The organism is Streptomyces sp. NBC_00154 (assembly GCF_026342835.1).
In the GTDB taxonomy this organism is placed as follows: domain Bacteria; phylum Actinomycetota; class Actinomycetes; order Streptomycetales; family Streptomycetaceae; genus Streptomyces.
Genome location: NZ_JAPEMI010000002.1, coordinates 1609506 through 1625507, shown reverse-complemented (window position 1 = coordinate 1625507; position 16002 = coordinate 1609506). Strand labels below are relative to the sequence as shown.

The window sequence follows — 16002 nt, the reverse complement described above, 5'->3', positions numbered from 1 at the left end:
CCTCCTCCACCAGTTGACACTTTGGTACAGCAACATCGCAGACGGGAGACCGCTCCTGTGGTGTGTAGCCAACGGTGAGGATCCTGATTCCATCCGATCAGCGGGGTACTCAATCACCGGCTCTCGATGTTGTGCCGCGAGAAACTATCGAGGCTCCAGCACTAAACGGGTGAGACGAAAGAGTTGTGGGTGGCCGCGATCAGGCAATCAAACTGAGTTGTGGGCTTGTCTGATCTTGAGGTACAGCTGGGTTGCTCAGCCGCGGACAGCGCAATAGGTGGCCGCGCTGCCACCCATCGCGGAGATTTCCGGCTTCTTAATCCGACCGACCACCCAGAAACCAGGGCCATTAAAGCCGGATCAGTTCGTTGATCAACCCGCGCACCGCAGTGCGGGTTGTGACGGACGCCGGCCGGACCAGGCAGAACGACACGTCCGGACGGCCCGCAGTGCGCCATGAACTGCTTCACCCGTACCGCATGCGGCCGGGCGCCAGCGATCGCCTAGCCTCGGCTCGAACCGTGCTCCTAACGATCACCCCGGGTCAGGCCCGCCGCCAATTCCACCAAGCCCTCAGCCCGGCCAATGCACCTCGAGGCGGACCGCACGGGCGGGGTACTGGGGCCAATCGGCCCGGCCGCTTACCCGCTCAGCCCCTGTGGCCCATGGAGCACGCGCCGGACACTGAAGAGGAAGCGTTCGGAAGGAGATCTTGCGATGACCGGCATCCAGGAAGCCCCGGTGCACGCACTGCTAGGCGACGGCACCACCGTGCGGATACGCCAGGCGGGGTCGGCGGACCGCGAAGAAGTGCTACGGCTGTACCAGGAGATGTCGCCGGAGAATCTGCGGCTGCGGTTCTTCTCCGCCAACCCCGCCTCCGCAGGGAAGGCCGCCGACCGCGTGGCTGCGGGCGAGCGGCCTGGCTACCGCGCGCTGGCCGCTGAATACGCGGGACATCTGGTGGGCCTGGCGGAATACGAGGTCCTGCCACCAGGAAGCACCGCCGAGATCTCGGTGGCTGTCGCCGATGGGTGGCACCGCCGGGGTGTGGCCACGCTGTTGCTGGAACACCTGGCGGACGCGGGCCGTACGGCAGGGGTGACGGCGTTCAGCGCGGATGCCCTGGCCGAGAATCACGACGTGCTGAAGGTCTTCCACGACCTGGGGCTGCGCGTCACCAGTCACTTCGACGGTCCTGAGGTGCACTGCACGGTCGAACTCACCGAGGACAAAACCTATTTGAATGCCGTCGAGATCCGGGGGCGGGTCGCCGACGTCGTCAGCCTGCAGCCGCTGCTGCGGCCGAGGGCCGTCGTGGTGATCGGTGCGGGACGCAAGCCCGGCTCCGTAGGGCGGGCGATCCTGCGGAACATCCGCACCAGCTCCTACACCGGGCTGGCCTACGCCGTACACCCCGAAGCGGGAGCGATCGCCGGAGTACACGCCTACCGCTCCGTCGCCGATCTGCCGCAGGTACCTGACCTGGCCGTCATCGCCATACCGGCCGCATCCGTCGACGGGGTGGCAGAGGAGTGCGGGACGGCTGGTGTGCGAGCCTTGCTCGTGGTCTCTGCCGGACTGAACACGCACCAGGCCGCGGGCCTGATGGGCTCGTGCCGGCGACACGGTATGCGGCTGGTCGGTCCCAACTGCCTAGGGCTCGCCAACACGGAGGACCGCGTACGTCTCGACGCGACCTTCGCTGCCCGCCATCCCGGACCGGGAACCGCTGGAGTCGCCGTGCAATCAGGCGGTGTCGGCATCGCGCTGCTGGACGGCCTCGCCCGGCTCGGCATCGGCGTGTCCAGCTTCGTCTCGCTCGGCGACAAGTACGACGTCAGCGGTAACGACATGCTCCAGTGGTGGGAGAGCGACGGGCACACGGACCTGGCGCTGCTGCACCTGGAGTCCTTCGGCAACCCGCGCGCCTTCTCGCGCACCGCCCGCCGGGTGGCCCGGGTAATGCCGGTACTCACCGTGGACGCCGGCCGATCCGAAGCCGGAAGGCGCGCCGCGGCCTCCCATACCGCGGCGGCGGCCACCCCGACCATGACACGGCAGGCCCTGTTCACTCAGGCCGGTATCACTGCCACCCGCACCATCGGCGAACTCCTGGACACCGCTGCCCTGCTGCATGCACAGCCCCTGCCCGCAGGTACCAAGGTCGTTGTCGTGAGCAACGCGGGCGGGGCGGGAGTCCTGGCCGCGGACGCGTGCACGGATGCCGGACTCGTCGTCCCGGCGCTCGGCACCGACCTTGTGGACGAGCTTCTTGGCCTGCTGCCGGATGGTGCCACCGCCACCAATCCTGTGGACGTCACTGCGGCGGTCGGCGAAGAGCAACTGCGTTCGTGCGTAGGCTTTCTGGCCCGGCAGGGTGCCGTGGACGCCGTGCTCGTCACACTGGTCCCTACTGCTGTCGCCACGGCCACCGGCGAGGATCTGGTGCGCGCCCTGACATCGGGCCCAGAGCAGTTCCCCCGTCCGGTCCTCGCGGTCCTGCCCGCCCAGGCGGCCCGTGTCGAGCTTCTGCCGGCCGCCGACGAGACCACCGTCCCCGCGTACTCGGACGCTGAGGACGCCGCCCGTGCCCTCGCCCAAACCGCTGCCCGCGCCGACTGGCTCTCCCGGCTACCGAGTTCAGTACCGGATTTGCCGAACGTGGAGACCGGTCGCGCGCGAGATCTCGTTGCCGCATATCTGGACGGCAATCCAGAGGGTGGCTGGCTGGATCCGCAGGCGACCGCGGCGCTTCTCTCCTGCTTCGGCATCCCGCAGATCCCCTGGGCGTGGGCGCGGGACGAGGACGAGGCCGTCGCCGCGGCCGAGCCGCTCGCAGGGCCTGAGGGGCGGGTCGTGATGAAGGCCTACTGGCCAGGGTTGCTACACAAGAGCGAGCAGCACGCCCTCCACCTGGACCTGCACAACGCCTCCCAGATCAGAGCCGCTCACCGTGATCTGGTCACCCGGTTCGGTGACAGGATGACCGGGGTGCTCATCCAGCCTCTCGCCGAACGCGGCACCGAACTGTTCGCCGGGGTCGTCCAGGATGAGGTCTTCGGACCGCTCGTGGTGTTCGGACTGGGCGGTACGGCGACCGAACTGCTTGCCGACCATGCAGCCCGGCTGGCCCCGCTGACCGAGCTCGACGTGAACGACCTGCTGACCTCGCCGCGCTGCTCCCCGCTGCTGTTCGGCTACGCCGGCCGTCCCGCCGCCGACCTCGGTGCTCTGGAGCAGCTGCTGCATCGGCTGTCGCGAATGGCCTCGGATCTGCCCCAGCTGGCCGACGCCGACCTCAACCCAGTGCTCGCCGGGCCGCACGGGATCACGACGCTCGACGCCCGCATCCGGCTCGTCCCGCGCCATGCCCACGACCCGTATCTGCGTCGGCTGCGCTGACCCGGTCCCCACAGATCGAGGGAGACCAGCCATGAACCCACGAAGATCGGCGTCGTCATGCGCGCCGTAGCGAGCGAACGGGCCTGATCCATCGGTGCGCTGGCAGGGCCTGACGATGTCAGTTGGGGAGTGTGAGGCGGAAGGCAGTGCGTCCAGAGGTGCTGGTGACGGTGGCCATTCCGCCGTGGGCAGTGATGACGGCGTGGACGATGGCGAGGCCCGGACCCGTGCTTCCGGTGGTTCGGGAGCGGGCGTGGTCGGCGCGGACGAAACGGCCGAAGACTTGAGCTGGATCTCTTCGGGGATTCCGGGACCGTTGTCGATCACGTCCACGGAGACGCCGGTTGGCTCGATGGTGAGGGCGATGGTGACGTCGGTGCCGGGCGGGGTGTGGGTGCGGGCGTTGGCGAGGAGGTTGCCGATGGCCTGCTGGAGGCGATGGGCGTCGCCGGTCACGGTGACGGGTTCTTCGGGGAGGTCGAGGAGCCAATGGTGGCCGGGGCCTGCGGCGCGTGCGTCGTCCGTCGCGTTCGAGATCAGCAGGGTCAGGTCGACCGGCTTGTGTTCGAGGGGGCGCCCGGCGTCCAGGCGGGCGAGGAGCAGCGGGTCGTCGACGAGGCGGGTCATGCGCCGGGACTCGCCGTCGATGCGCTCCAAGGCGTGGCGGCTCAGCGGACGAGCACATGCTCACCGGAGCGCGGTACTGCGGCCGCCCAGCCCGGTTGTCGATCGACGCGGTTGCGTTCTCCCCGCGTGCGGGCATGGGGAGCGCGTCGATGGCGGCGCCCCCGGTCAGCACCGGCTCGGAGGGCGGATATCCCTGCGCGCAGGGTTGATCGGCGTGCCATCGACCGGTGCGTTGCTGCGGCCGATGACCGGAGGCCTGCCGTCGGCCGGCTCACCGCGGCCGTTGCAGACTCTGCCCAGCCATCTGGCACCAACCGGAATGCGCAGCGACGTTCCCGCGACCGCGACCCGGTCTGCCTGGGCTGCGCCACGTGTGGCGTGCCGCTTTCGGAGTAATGAGCGGGTTGGGCTATTTGATCGTGCCACGCTGTGATCTTGTTTGATCACGGTCGTGTCAGGAGCCCGAGATGCACCGCTCGCGTGAGTGGGTGATGGGCCGATCCGTCGTGCCTGCCACGCGGATCCCACGGTCTCAGTCCGGCGTTGTCCCAGGGGTGCCGGAACGGTACAGACGCCGGCGTCGCCAGAGCTGGGATACCTGAACCTGGACAAGAAGTCAACGCCTCATTGAGTGGTGATACGAGACCTTCGACCAACCCGAGGCTTCGTGCGGCGAGCCCCTCCCGGCTCACCTTCACGGCAGTCTGATCCGCACTGGTACCGACTCCTGATGGGCTGAGAGCCACCGAACCGAAATCGAATCACCAGGCGGCCGTGATGACAGGGAATGCCGAAGCCCCCCAGCAGCACCCTGACCCCGGCCTGCGCCTGCGTCTGGGGACTGAGTTGGAGCGGATCGCCGAGCAGCTCAGATCGTTGGCCCGGGCCCAGGACCAGTTGCATGACCTGTACGAAGCCGTCCTGAGCCGCGACGTAGAGCTGCCCGTCGTGCTGGGTCTGATCGTGTCCACAGCGATGGAGCTGGTCGGCGCTCGCTACGGCGCACTGGGCGTACTTGATGAGGAAGGTGAAAATCTTGAACTGTTCGTCCCCGTGGGTCTGTCGGAGCAGGAAAGGGCAGACCTGGTCGGCGTGGAGCTTCCCCGCGGACGCGGTCTGCTCGGGCATCTGATCGCCCACCCTCAATCGTTGCGCGTCGATGACATCGCCGGCCACCCTGACTCAGCAGGCTTCCCGCCCGGCCATCCGGCCTTGCGCACCCTGTTGGGAGCGCCGATCAGCATCCGCGGGAAGATCTATGGGGATCTGTATGTCTCCGAGCGGCTCGACGACCGGCCCTTTGATGCCCACGACGAAGTCCTGATCGTCGCGCTGGCCGGCGCTGCGGCCTTGGCCATCGACGACGCCCGCCTGTATGAGCAGGCCAGCCTCGACGCCGAGCGGTTCCAGCGGCTCCTGCTACCGCGGCTTCCCGAGCACCTGGAGCCGTTCGAGGCTGCCGCTGTCTATATTCCTGCCAGCACCCCCGGCCAAGTCGGCGGAGACTGGTACGACACTCTGTTGGTCCCTGACCAAGCCTGCGCCGCAGTCATCGGCGACGTCGTCGGCCACGATCTCCAGGCCGCCGCCGCCATGGCCCAGACCCGCAACATGCTGCGCGCCCTCCTCTACGACCGGCACACTCCGCCCAGCGCCGTCCTCAGCCGACTCGACCGCACCCTCCAAGCCATCACCGACAGCCCCGTCACCACCGCATGCCTTGCACGAATCGAACCCAGACAACCGGTTGGTTGGACACTGCGCTGGAGCACCGCAGGCCACCCCCCACCACTGCTGATCACTCCAGACCACCGGGCTCGCTACCTTCATGCCGACCCTGACTTGCCCCTCGGCGTCGACATCGCCCAGCCACGCCACGACCACACCTACCCTCTGCCCCCTGGAGCGGTGGTGGTGTTCTTCACCGATGGGCTCGTCGAACACCGTGAGCACCCGATTGAAGAGAGGCTGGAACGCCTCGCAGCCATCGCTGCCGCCCACGCCGCCATGCCCCTGCACGACTTCGTGCAAGCACTGGCCGACGACCACCCCAGCGACGGCCACGACGACATGGCCATCCTCGCCCTACGCACCCCGCCAAGTCCCGGGGAGACTCGGGAGGAACACCGTCCACCGAACGCTCGTCAAAAACGCGGCCCAGGGGACCCGCCATTGCCAATCTGACGAGCAGTCACCGGTCCCCGAGCACATCAGCGCGAACTGGCCGACGGAGTCCTCACCGTGCGTGCGCCTCCCGAAAGCCGCAAAGGGGCCAGGCCACACCTCATCAAGATCACCGGCTGAGGTGGCGCGAACCCAGCCGCCAAGGTCTGTGCAGACAACACGGCCGGCGTTTAACGCTTGCGCGAAGGGCCGGCGGTCCCGTCGGCGGTCCCGGTCCTGAATGTCTCACGTACCGGTGGGGGAACTCCGGGCGTCGTCGGTACCGTACGCGATGTGTTCAGAGACCGAGACCACGCCGTCAACGCTCCGGCACAGCCGCTCGATGATGGGGATCAGGCTCTTGAACTCGACGGATCCACTGAGGGTGACCTGCCCCTCGCGTACCTCGACCGTCACCTCTGAGGGAACGAGGCCCAACGTCCCCTGCAGCACATCCCGGTTGATCTCCTCGCGAATGGCGTCGTCACGGCGCAGGAAGATCCGCAGCAGGTCACTGCGGCTGACGATGCCCTGGAGCCTGTCCGTCTCGTCAACGACGGGCAGCCGCTTGACGTTCTGGACTGCCATGAGGCGGGCGGCCTCGACCACGGTCCACTCCGGACGCGCGCACACCGCGGGAGCCGACATCAACTCCTCTGCCCTGGCCCCCTCGGCCTTGGCCCGCTCCCACGCCTCCAGATGTGGGAGCGAGGTCCGGCCGGAGGGATCGGCCTGGTCCGCGGACTTGCGCAGGAGGTCGGCCTCGGACACCACTCCCATAGGGCGGTCCCGTTCATCCACCACGGGTACGGCGGTGACATCGTGCTCCGCCAACAGCTTGACGATCTCTTTGAAGGGCATGTCACGCCGTGCCCGGACGACGTCTCGGGTCATGAGCTCTGCGACCGTTCGGTGGTGCATGATGCTTCTCCCTTCGGGGGTGACGCGCACGTGTGCAGCGTGTCGGGAACCAATCGCCCACAGGTGAGCTGACCAGGTTCGTTCGGGGGCCGGGAGGCCCGAGACCAGCCCGTTGGCCCGAGCGAAATCAGGGTTTCACCCCGTGCGGCGGCACGCCGTCCGTGGCACGTTGGATACAGCAACATAGTGAGGAAACGGCGGCGATCATGCGAGCTCACCTCGGCGATCAACTTGTGGTCGAAAGCCCAGCAACCGGCGCCACCAGGCGCGACGGCGAGATTGTCGGACTCCACCACGAGGACGGAACCCCTCCCTACGACGTGCGCTGGTCGGATACGGACGCGGTGACTCTCGTTTTCCCCGGGCCCGACGCGCATGTCCATCACGTCGAACACGGGCCCGAGAGAGACCACGAGCTTTACCAACCGGGCATGGATGAGGCGGGTGCCGAGTCCACCAGGACCCCGCTTGGCAGGGCACCCAACCCTGGCGACATCGGTCGGCGCATGGCCTTCGAACGCAAGCGCCAGGGGCTCACCCGGGCAGAAACAGCCCGCCTCGCCGGAATGGCGCCGGCCTACCTGGCGTATCTCGAAGAACGGCCGGCCGACCCGAGTGTGGCGAGTCTCATCAGACTGGCCGGCGCGCTGGGCACCAGCGTCGCAGTCCTGCGCGGAGGCGGTATCGACCGCCCGCCAGGCCAAGGTCGCGCGCTCGTGCATCCCCGGCTGCGGGACCTCGGCCCCGACGAATGCCGCGCCCGGCTTGCCACGCATGGCGTGGGGCGAGTCGCGGTGTCGACACCCGATGGCCCAGCCGTCGTCCCGGTGAACTACGAGGTCATCGATGACGCGATCGTTTTCCGGACCGCGCCTGACTCGGTGCCCGCAGCAGCTGTGGGAACGGATGTCGCATTCGAGGTCGACCATGTGGATGAGGCCATGAGCCAGGGCTGGAGCGTTCTCGTAGTCGGCCCTGCACGGGTTGTTACGGAGCCCGACGCGGTGCGACGGCTAGCCGTTCGCGCCCATTCCAAGCCTTGGGCAGGGGGCGAACGCGAGATGTGGGTGTCGATCCGGCCCACGCGCCTCACGGGCCGTCGCATCAGTCCTGCCGATCAATGAGGGCCTCGGACTGCGGCTCGCCCCGCGCGCATTCCACGACCGTAAAGATCTGACCGTCACGGAAAAGTAAGTCCAGGAATGCGGCTCCTCCCCGTCTGTGGCGGTCACGGCGGTCCTAGATGCCATTGGTCGGCAAGGGCATCCGCAGGGGTCATTCGTGTTTCGTGGAAGGCGGGGAAGCGCGCAGGGCAATGCCACTTAGATAAGCGGTCTGGTAATCGGTCGTCCACATATGCACAGGGACACGCCCGGGGTGTTTGTGGATGGTCAACTGATCCGGTTGCCGCACTTCCTTCCTGCCGGTGAACCGGTTATGTTCCTCGCTCATGGGCGGGGTGCGGGATAACGTGGTGCCGGTTTCTGGTGTGCGCTTGACCGACCGGGTGGGTGTCGGGGTTCTGACACGTTTGGTTCATCGGGACCTGGTCGATGAGGTACTCGCGGAGACGGGCCGTACAGAGAAACGGTCACGTTTGCTGCCGGCGCGTGTCGTCGTCTATTACGTGATGGCTCTGTGTCTGTTCTTCGGCGAGTCGTACGAGGAAGTGATGCGTCTTCTCGTCAACGGCCTACGTTTTCTGGGGACATGGCGGAAGGACTGGACGATTCCCACGACGGGTGCGATTTCCCAGGCGCGCCGGCGTCTGGGTTCGGAGCCGCTGCGGGTGCTGTTCGAGCGGGTGGCATTGCCCTGCGCGCAGCGGGGCACGCAGGGAGCGTGGATGGGTCGGTGGCGTCTGATGGCCATTGACGGGTTCGTCCTGGATATTCCTGACACCCCAGCAAATGATGGGGAGTTCGGCCGGTCCGGGGGCACACGAAGTCCCGCACCTTTCCCCCAGGTGAAGATCGTGGGGCTGGGTGAATGCGGGACTCATGCTGTGGTGGCGGCCCGGCTGGGTCCCTGGCGCGTGGACGAAGGCGTTCTCGCCGGGGAACTCGTCGCCGATTTCGAACCAGGCATGCTGGTTACCGCCGACCGGGGATTTTACGCATATCGTCTGTGGGAAGCGGCCGCGGCAACCGGTGCTGATTTGCTGTGGCGCATGCCCGACGGCCCTCATCTGCCGGTAGTCCGGCCGCTGAAGGACGGATCCTATGAGTCGTTCCTGCTTGACCCGAAGGTCCGTCGGCGGCGCGCAGTCCAGCGTCACCGCGGGTCGGACAACATAGAGGAGCCGTCCGGGATTCCGGTCCGTGTCGTCGAATACGAAGTGACGAACCGCGAAGGTAGAGGAGAGATCTTCTGCCTGATCACCACCGTTATGGACCCGGACGAGGCTGGTGCCGCTGAACTCGCCGCTGCCTATGCCGAACGGTGGGAGTTCGAGTCCAGCCTTGACGAGATCAAGACCCACCAACGCGGCCGCGGCGGTGTATTGCGCTCGAAAACACCGGACATGGTCGAGCAGGAGATCTGGGCACTGCTCCTGACCCACTACGCGGTCCGGCACCTGATGTGTGAGGCAGCCGAACAGGCCGACATCGACCCGGACCGCCTATCGTTCATGCGGTCACTTCGTATCATCCGCCGCCAGATCACAGGCCAGGCGGGTTTTTCCCCCTGACCGCCTCGCGAAGGCCCTTGAAGTCGCCCGCACGGAAATAATAGAAAGGCCCAACCCCCGTCGGAGACACCGCACCAGCCCACGAGCCGTAAAGCGTGTCCACGTCCACGCCTACAGAAAGAAGCAGCCCACCGAAACCATCATCCACCACCCCGACCCACCCCACATCAAAATCCTCGCCGTTTCCTAACTAAGTGGCATTGGCGCGCAGGGTCGTCAGGCGCCGCTGGTACTCCTCCTCGTCGATCTCGCCGCGGGCGAACCGCTCGGCGAGCAGTTGCTCGGGCGAGGGCCCGGCCTGGACGTGGGTGTGGGGGTGCTCAGGGGTGCGGCCCAGGGCCCGGAAGATGAGCACGCCGATAGCGACGATCACCACCCAGAACAGGACCATGCTCACTGACATCGCGAACCAGCCCCAGCCACCACCGTGGCCGTACCAAAACATCGCGTTTCACTTCCCGGTTGTTGCCGGGGGCCGCGGGCGCGGAGCCCGCTGTCCTGCCACGTTCTCTATCACTGTCACTACCACGGTCCCTCGGACCTGACCGCCGGTGTAGGGCCGGATGGTCCCCGGTTGCTGGACAGTCAGCCGCGTGCTCGCAGGACGGCCCGCAGGGCGTGCCGGACGGACCTGTCCGGCACGCCCTGTGGGCCAGTAGGCCCAAGCCCGGGACAGCCCACACGGCGCAGTATGGAGGCCGGAGCAATTCGAGAAGGATCGTTGCCGCGCCGAATCCGGGAGTCGTTCGTGCTTCGCCGTCGTGGGAACCCCGCGTGCCGACGGCGGTCGACGGCGGCCGCGCCCCCGGCAGGCTGGCTGGACCATTCAACGGAAGGAAATCTTGGCCATGACCCTGCAAACCAGCACCGAGAAGCCACGCAGCAAGCAGTGGAGCGTGCGCCTGGACCTCTTCGAGGAAGGTGACCTCACCAAGGTTCACGCCGTCCTCGACACCGGTGACACCACCCTTCAGAGTCGCACCTCCGCCCAGCGCAACCCTAACGACGCACCCATTCCCGAGATCGGCGACGAGTTCGCCGTCGGCCGGGCCCTGATCGACCTCGGCAACCAGCTGCTCCGCGCCGGAAAAACCGACTCCGCGTCGGGTGACCTTGCCGCGCCCGGTTGAACGGGCGTCGAGGGCAGCCGCCCCGACTGGTGGACAGAAGAGATCCGCCACTGCACAGCGTCGGCCGTGGCGCTTCCGCCCGATGTCCGACGCGCTCGGGATGCGCCTGTACGCGGCCCCGATGCGTGCCGTGCGGCATTCCCCTGCTGTCTGCCCAGTTCGCGGGCGCGGCTTACCTCCATCGAGCTGCAGGGGCGACTGTTGCAGTACGGCCCAACGAGCTACGTCGACGCGGCGACCTACGCTGGGCAAGTAAGCTGGCACGTCGATTCACGCACCTCCCTACGTTCGGCTTTCAGGTCCGCTCGACGGTGAGGTTGAGGAAGTGGGCCGAGCATGAGATGCACGGGTCGTGATTGCGGACCGCCCGTTCGCACAGGGCGGTCAGCTCCGCGTCGGTGGGATCGCCGTCTCCCAGGCGTTCCTGCACGATTCGGCGGAGGTCCTCCTCGACCGCACCCAGGTTCTGCACGGTCGGCGGGACAAGGCTGGCGTCGGTGACGGTCCCTTCGGAGTCGAGGGTGTAGCGGTGGTACAAGAGACCGCGCGGCGCCTCAGTCGCCCCATGCCCGGTACCGGCTCGTGAGGGCACGTCGACGTAGGGGTGCGGCGGGGGTGCGTAGGCGTCGATGATCCGCAGTGCCTCGTCGACCGCGTAGAGCACCTCAACCGCTCGGACGATGATGCTGCGGAAGGGGTTTCGACAGACGGTGCCCTGCCGGGGGTCGCCGAGTCCGGCGTCGTGGGCGGCCTGGAGGGCGATCGGGGACAGCCAGCGGCCGCTGATGGCGTACCGGGCGAGTGAGCCGGTGAGATGGCGGCGGTTGTCCAGCAGGGAGTGGAGGGCGGTGGAGTACGGTACCTGGCTCTCGGCGACGTGGGCGCCGAAATCGTGGACCCCAAAGGTACGGGTGGGCAGCGCGCGGTCGGATTCGGGGGGAAGGCAGGCGGAGTGCGGCGCGGGCATGACGGTCGGAGTGCCGGACTCGATGGCGTAGGTGCCGGGCTCGGACAGAGCGAACAGGTCGTTGTCACAACCGGCGTCAGGGAACTCGAAGCCGGCCACCCACCGGACAGTTTGGGCCGCGTCGTCCCGGGCCCGGCGCAACTGATCGGCCAGCGGGCGCAGCTCGGTCGTGGTCGGGATGCGGTGGAAGCCACCGAGGCGGACATTGACCGGGTGGATCGCCCGGCCGCCCAGTTGTTCGAGGATCGCGTTGCCGGCCTGCTTGAGCCGAAGGCCGCGTTCAATGTCGGCGCGCCGGGTGCGTGCGAGGTCGATGGCGCTGTCGCAGCCGAAGAAGTCGGGCGCGTGGAGAAGGTAGATGTGCAGCGTCTGGCTCTCGATCCATTCACCGCAGTAGAGCAGCCGGCGCAGCGCCGCCAGCTGCCCGTCCACGACCACGCCGCAGGCGTCCTCGATCGCTCGGCAGGCGCTCATCTGGTACGCGACCGGGCAGATCCCGCACACCCGGGAGGTGATGTCGGGCGGCTCGGCGTAGGAGCGTCCGCGCAGGAACGCCTCGAAGAAGCGTGGCGGTTCGTAGATCGCCAGCCGGGCCTCTGCAACCTCGCCGCCGTCCATGCGCAGATACAGTGCGCCCTCACCCTCGACGCGGGCGAGCGATCCGACTTTCAACACCCTTGAGCCGCGGTGGGTCACTCTTCCAGTTCCTTCCGGGAGGCCGTGTCGAACTCAGGAGCGGCGGTATTGAAGGTTCGCAGCACCCGCACCACGTCGAGAGTGTCCATGCCATCGCGGCGCAGGAGGGGAATGAACGAGGGGAAGTTGGTCGAGTTGGACGGGCCGAAGCAGCCGTAACAGCCGCGCCCGTACGCGGGGCAGATCGCACCGCATCCGGCGTGGGTGACCGGACCCAGGCAGGGTGTACCGTGGGCCACCGTCACGCAGACCGTGCCGCGCTGCTTGCACTCGAAGCAGACGCTGTGTGCGGGTACGTCGGGTTTGCGTTCGGCCAGGTAGGCGGTGATGACCTCCACCAGTTGGCCTCGGTCGATGGGGCAGCCGCGCAGTTCGAAGTCCACCGGGACATGGGTGCTGATGGGTGTGGAGGTGGCGAGGGTCTCGATGTAGTCCGGTCTGGCATAGACGGCAGCCTGGAAGTCAGCGACGTCCGCGTAGTTGCGCAGCGCCTGGACGCCACCTGCGGTCGCGCACGCCCCGATGGTCACCAACCGCTTGGAGACGGCCCGGATGTGCTGGGCCCGGTCGACGTCCTGCTGGGTGGTCACCGATCCCTCGATCAGCGACAGGTCGTACGGGCCCGGCGTGTCGGCGCTGGAAGCCTCCAGGAAGTGTGAGATCTCCACCCTCTCGGCGATGCCGAGGAGTTCGTCCTCGCAGTCCAGCAAAGTGAGTTGGCATCCGTCGCAGGAGGCGAACTTCCAGACGGCGAGTTTCGGACGATCGCTCGCGGTCATGTCACAACTCCCTGACCATGAGGAGGCGCTGGGCCTTGCTCCAGCTGACGACGGGGCCGTCGCGGCAGAGCAGGAGGGGGCCGAGCTGGCAGTGCCCGCAGTGGCCAGTGGCACAGTGCACATTACGTTCCAGCGAGACCCGAATCACCTCCGGATCGACGCCGCGGTGCACCAGTTCGCCGGCGGTGGCGCGAATCATCGGCTCGGGGCCGCAGATGAACGCCGCCGACGCTGCGGGACCGAAGGCGACCCGGTCGAGCAGGGTCGTGACGACGCCGACCTCGCCCTGCCACAGCGGGTCCGCGCGGTCCACGGTGGTCAAGACCCGGGCAGCCGACTGCCAGCCGCGAACGTCCTCGGCGTAGAGCAGCTCGTGGGGCGTGCGCGCTCCGATGAGAACGTTCAGCCGTCCGTAACGCTCGGGGGCGGCGAGCGCATCGCGTACGAGTGGGCGCAGCGGCGCCAGACCGATACCTCCAGCTACGACGAGCAGGTCGTTCCCAACTGCGGCGGGTAGTTCCCAGCCGGTGCCGAACGGTCCGCGCACTCCGACCGTGTCACCACGCCGCAGCCTGTGCAGCGCGCCGGAGACCGCTCCGACCGTGCGGACGGTGTGCGTCAACCGGTGCCCGTCGATCCCGGAGACCGACAGCGGGATGTCGCCGACGCCGAAGGCGTACACCATCGCGAACTGCCCAGGAGTGAAGGGCTGCAGGGCCGAGCGGACCGGTTCCAGGAAGATCGTGGCGGTGTCGGGCGTCTCGGCCTCGCGTTCCACCACCCGGTACGGAATAGGGACGGTTCCCGGCTGAGCAGTCAATGTTGCGGAAGCCGTCATCACGACTCACCGGCGTCGGCGGGCCCGTACAGGTCGAGCAGGCGGATTCGGGTGGACTTCAGCCGCCGTGCGATCACCTGCGCAACGCAGTTGGTCAACGCCAGGCCGAACGACGGATCCTTCTCGCACGCGGCTCGGACCCGCTCCGCGTCGAACTCTGACGCCGACACGGCGCTGCGGGCCTGCGCGCCGAGGTGCCAGCGGTACGGCTCGAACAGCCAGGACCAGCCCAGCAGATCGCCTTCGCCGAGGGTCTCCACGACTGCCTCGCGCCGGGCCGGAACATGAACGTCGAGCGCAACGAGCCCGGAACGGATGATCCAGAACCGGTCGGCGACACCGCCCTCGTCGAAGATGCGGGTGCCACCGGGGAAGGAAACATCGTGGGCGAACGAGACCAGCCGCTCGCGGTGGCCGGGCGACAGGGCCCCGAGAAACCCGTGGCGAGCAACGGTCATTGCGGGCCCTCCCCCGGCTCGTGCCGGGCGGCCTCCCGTTCCAGGTTCAGCGCATGGGCCTCCTCCGTGATGTCGATACCGACCGGGCACCACACGATGCAGCGCCCACAGCCGACGCACCCGGAGCTGTCGAACTGGTCGTACCATGTGCCGAGTTTATGGGTGACCCACTGCCGGTAGCGGCTACGCGAGGAGTTGCGGACCGGACCCGCCTGCAGGTGGGAGAAATCCAAGTCGAAGCAGGACTCCCAGCGCCGCCACCGCTCGGCGTGTTCACCGGTGAGGTCCGTGACGTCCTCGGTGGTGGTGCAGAAGCAGGTCGGGCAGACCATAGTGCAGTTTCCGCAGGTCAGACAGCGGGCCGCGACGTCGTCCCAACGCTCGGCTGTGAGCGTCTCGCGCATCAGCACCTGCAGGTCCACCAACGGCATGCTGCGGCCCATGCGATCCGCCGCGTCGGCGACACGCTCGCTCGCCGCGGTCCGAGTCGCGGCATCGGCGGGACCGTGGGGCAGCTCGGCCAGGACCGACTCTCCCTCCTCGCTCCCGATCCGCACCAAGAAGCGGTGGCCGTCGGAATCGAGCACCTCGGTCAGCGCCAGGTCGTAGCCGGGCCCCACGGCCGGCCCGGTCCCCATGGACACGCAGAAGCAGGTGGCACCCGGCTCGGTACACTCCGCCGCCACCAAGAAGGCCCGCTCACGACGCCCACGATACGCCGGGTCGTTGTACTTCCCGCCGGTCAGCACCCGGTCCTGAATTGCGATGGCCCGCAGGTCGCAGGGGCGCACGCCGAGGAACGCGTACGACGACGGTGATGTCCGCTCCTCGGTCACCATCAGCTCACCGTCGGCACCGCGATCGGCTGTCCACTGCCGCTCCCGCGGCGGGTGCAGAAACGTCTTCCAGGACTGAGGGCCCGCGCTGTGCGCGAACACGGCGCCGTCCTCGCGGGCACGCAGCCGGTAGACGCCTGCCTCCAACTCGACTCCCCAGCCGTAGGGGAGTTCCGCACCGCTGGAGATCTCGGACAGGACGATCGCCCCGTCGCGGACGGTCGGTCCCACGACCGTACGGCCACGCCCGGCCAGGACCGTGATCAGCGCGTCCAGACCGTCCTTGCCGATCACCGCGGCCGTGCCGCCGTCGTCCGCCATCGCCAACCTTCCGACGCCGTCGATGATGCCTTCCCGGCCAGTATGCGCACGGACCTGCTGCCCGGCATGGGCCGACTGGCCCCTGTGTGGTCCAGGTGGCTGTGTCCGTCACCCCGTACGCCCCCCGCGCGGACTCGGTACAACGGGCGAGCCTGTCCGGAGGGAAGGG

General features: G+C 67.8%; 12 protein-coding genes and 1 pseudogene. 5 read left to right on the top strand and 8 right to left on the bottom strand.

The features are described from left to right. The first annotated feature begins 717 nt into the window (after positions 1–717). Positions 718–3405 carry a bifunctional GNAT family N-acetyltransferase/acetate--CoA ligase family protein gene (locus tag OHA03_RS44100; RefSeq protein WP_267009520.1) on the top strand — a complete coding sequence of 896 codons (2688 nt, stop codon included), beginning with the start codon at positions 718–720 and terminating at the stop codon, positions 3403–3405. 118 nt (positions 3406–3523) lie between these two features. On the opposite strand, the pseudogene OHA03_RS44095 reads toward OHA03_RS44100, so the two are convergent. After that, positions 3524–4071 (bottom strand): annotated as a pseudogene (locus tag OHA03_RS44095) (sensor histidine kinase); the annotation flags it as partial. A gap of 738 nt (positions 4072–4809) precedes the next feature. Here OHA03_RS44095 and OHA03_RS44090 point away from each other — a divergent pair. Then, the gene (locus tag OHA03_RS44090; RefSeq protein WP_267009519.1) at positions 4810–6216 is read left to right on the top strand and encodes a PP2C family protein-serine/threonine phosphatase; all 1407 of its coding nucleotides are present in this window, start codon (positions 4810–4812) and stop codon (positions 6214–6216) included. 225 nt (positions 6217–6441) lie between these two features. On the opposite strand, the gene OHA03_RS44085 is transcribed toward OHA03_RS44090, so the two are convergent. Further along, entirely contained in the window at positions 6442–7116 is a 675-nt protein-coding gene (locus OHA03_RS44085) for a CBS domain-containing protein (RefSeq protein ID WP_267009518.1), read from the bottom strand. 206 nt (positions 7117–7322) lie between these two features. On the opposite strand from OHA03_RS44085, the gene OHA03_RS44080 reads away from it, so the two are divergent. Next, the gene (locus tag OHA03_RS44080; protein ID WP_267009517.1) at positions 7323–8240 is read left to right on the top strand and encodes a pyridoxamine 5'-phosphate oxidase family protein; all 918 of its coding nucleotides are present in this window, start codon (positions 7323–7325) and stop codon (positions 8238–8240) included. A 326-nt stretch (positions 8241–8566) separates the two neighbouring features. Next, a complete protein-coding gene (locus OHA03_RS44075; protein ID WP_267003062.1) occupies positions 8567–9808 on the top strand; it encodes an IS4 family transposase in 1242 nt (413 codons plus the stop codon). Between the two features lie 190 nt (positions 9809–9998). On the opposite strand, the gene OHA03_RS44070 is transcribed toward OHA03_RS44075, so the two are convergent. Further along, positions 9999–10253 carry an SHOCT domain-containing protein gene (locus OHA03_RS44070; protein ID WP_267009516.1) on the bottom strand — a complete coding sequence of 85 codons (255 nt, stop codon included), beginning with the start codon at positions 10251–10253 and terminating at the stop codon, positions 9999–10001. A gap of 403 nt (positions 10254–10656) precedes the next feature. Here OHA03_RS44070 and OHA03_RS44065 point away from each other — a divergent pair, with 403 nt between their 5' ends. Next, positions 10657–10938 carry a dsRBD fold-containing protein gene (locus OHA03_RS44065; protein ID WP_267009515.1) on the top strand — a complete coding sequence of 94 codons (282 nt, stop codon included), beginning with the start codon at positions 10657–10659 and terminating at the stop codon, positions 10936–10938. 295 nt (positions 10939–11233) lie between these two features. Here the strand turns inward: OHA03_RS44065 and OHA03_RS44060 are convergent, their stop codons facing one another. Genes OHA03_RS44060 through OHA03_RS44040 form a run of 5 tightly spaced genes read right to left on the bottom strand, consistent with a single transcriptional unit; the run spans position 11234 to position 15833 of the window. Next, the gene (locus tag OHA03_RS44060; RefSeq protein ID WP_267009514.1) at positions 11234–12601 is read right to left on the bottom strand and encodes a Ni/Fe hydrogenase subunit alpha; all 1368 of its coding nucleotides are present in this window, start codon (positions 12599–12601) and stop codon (positions 11234–11236) included. Continuing rightward, positions 12598–13380, bottom strand: a complete 783-nt coding sequence (locus OHA03_RS44055; protein ID WP_267009513.1) for an oxidoreductase — start codon at positions 13378–13380, stop codon at positions 12598–12600. Before OHA03_RS44055 ends, OHA03_RS44060 begins: the two co-directional genes overlap by 4 nt. 1 nt (position 13381) lies before the next feature. Next, positions 13382–14218: an FAD/NAD(P)-binding protein gene (locus OHA03_RS44050; protein ID WP_267009512.1), complete on the bottom strand. Its 837-nt coding sequence runs from the start codon at positions 14216–14218 to the stop codon at positions 13382–13384. Further along, the gene (locus OHA03_RS44045) at positions 14218–14676 is read right to left on the bottom strand and encodes a Crp/Fnr family transcriptional regulator (protein WP_267009511.1); all 459 of its coding nucleotides are present in this window, start codon (positions 14674–14676) and stop codon (positions 14218–14220) included. Before OHA03_RS44045 ends, OHA03_RS44050 begins: the two co-directional genes overlap by 1 nt. Beyond that, positions 14673–15833 carry a 4Fe-4S dicluster domain-containing protein gene (locus OHA03_RS44040; RefSeq protein WP_267009510.1) on the bottom strand — a complete coding sequence of 387 codons (1161 nt, stop codon included), beginning with the start codon at positions 15831–15833 and terminating at the stop codon, positions 14673–14675. Before OHA03_RS44040 ends, OHA03_RS44045 begins: the two co-directional genes overlap by 4 nt. Positions 15834–16002: the final 169 nt, after the last annotated feature.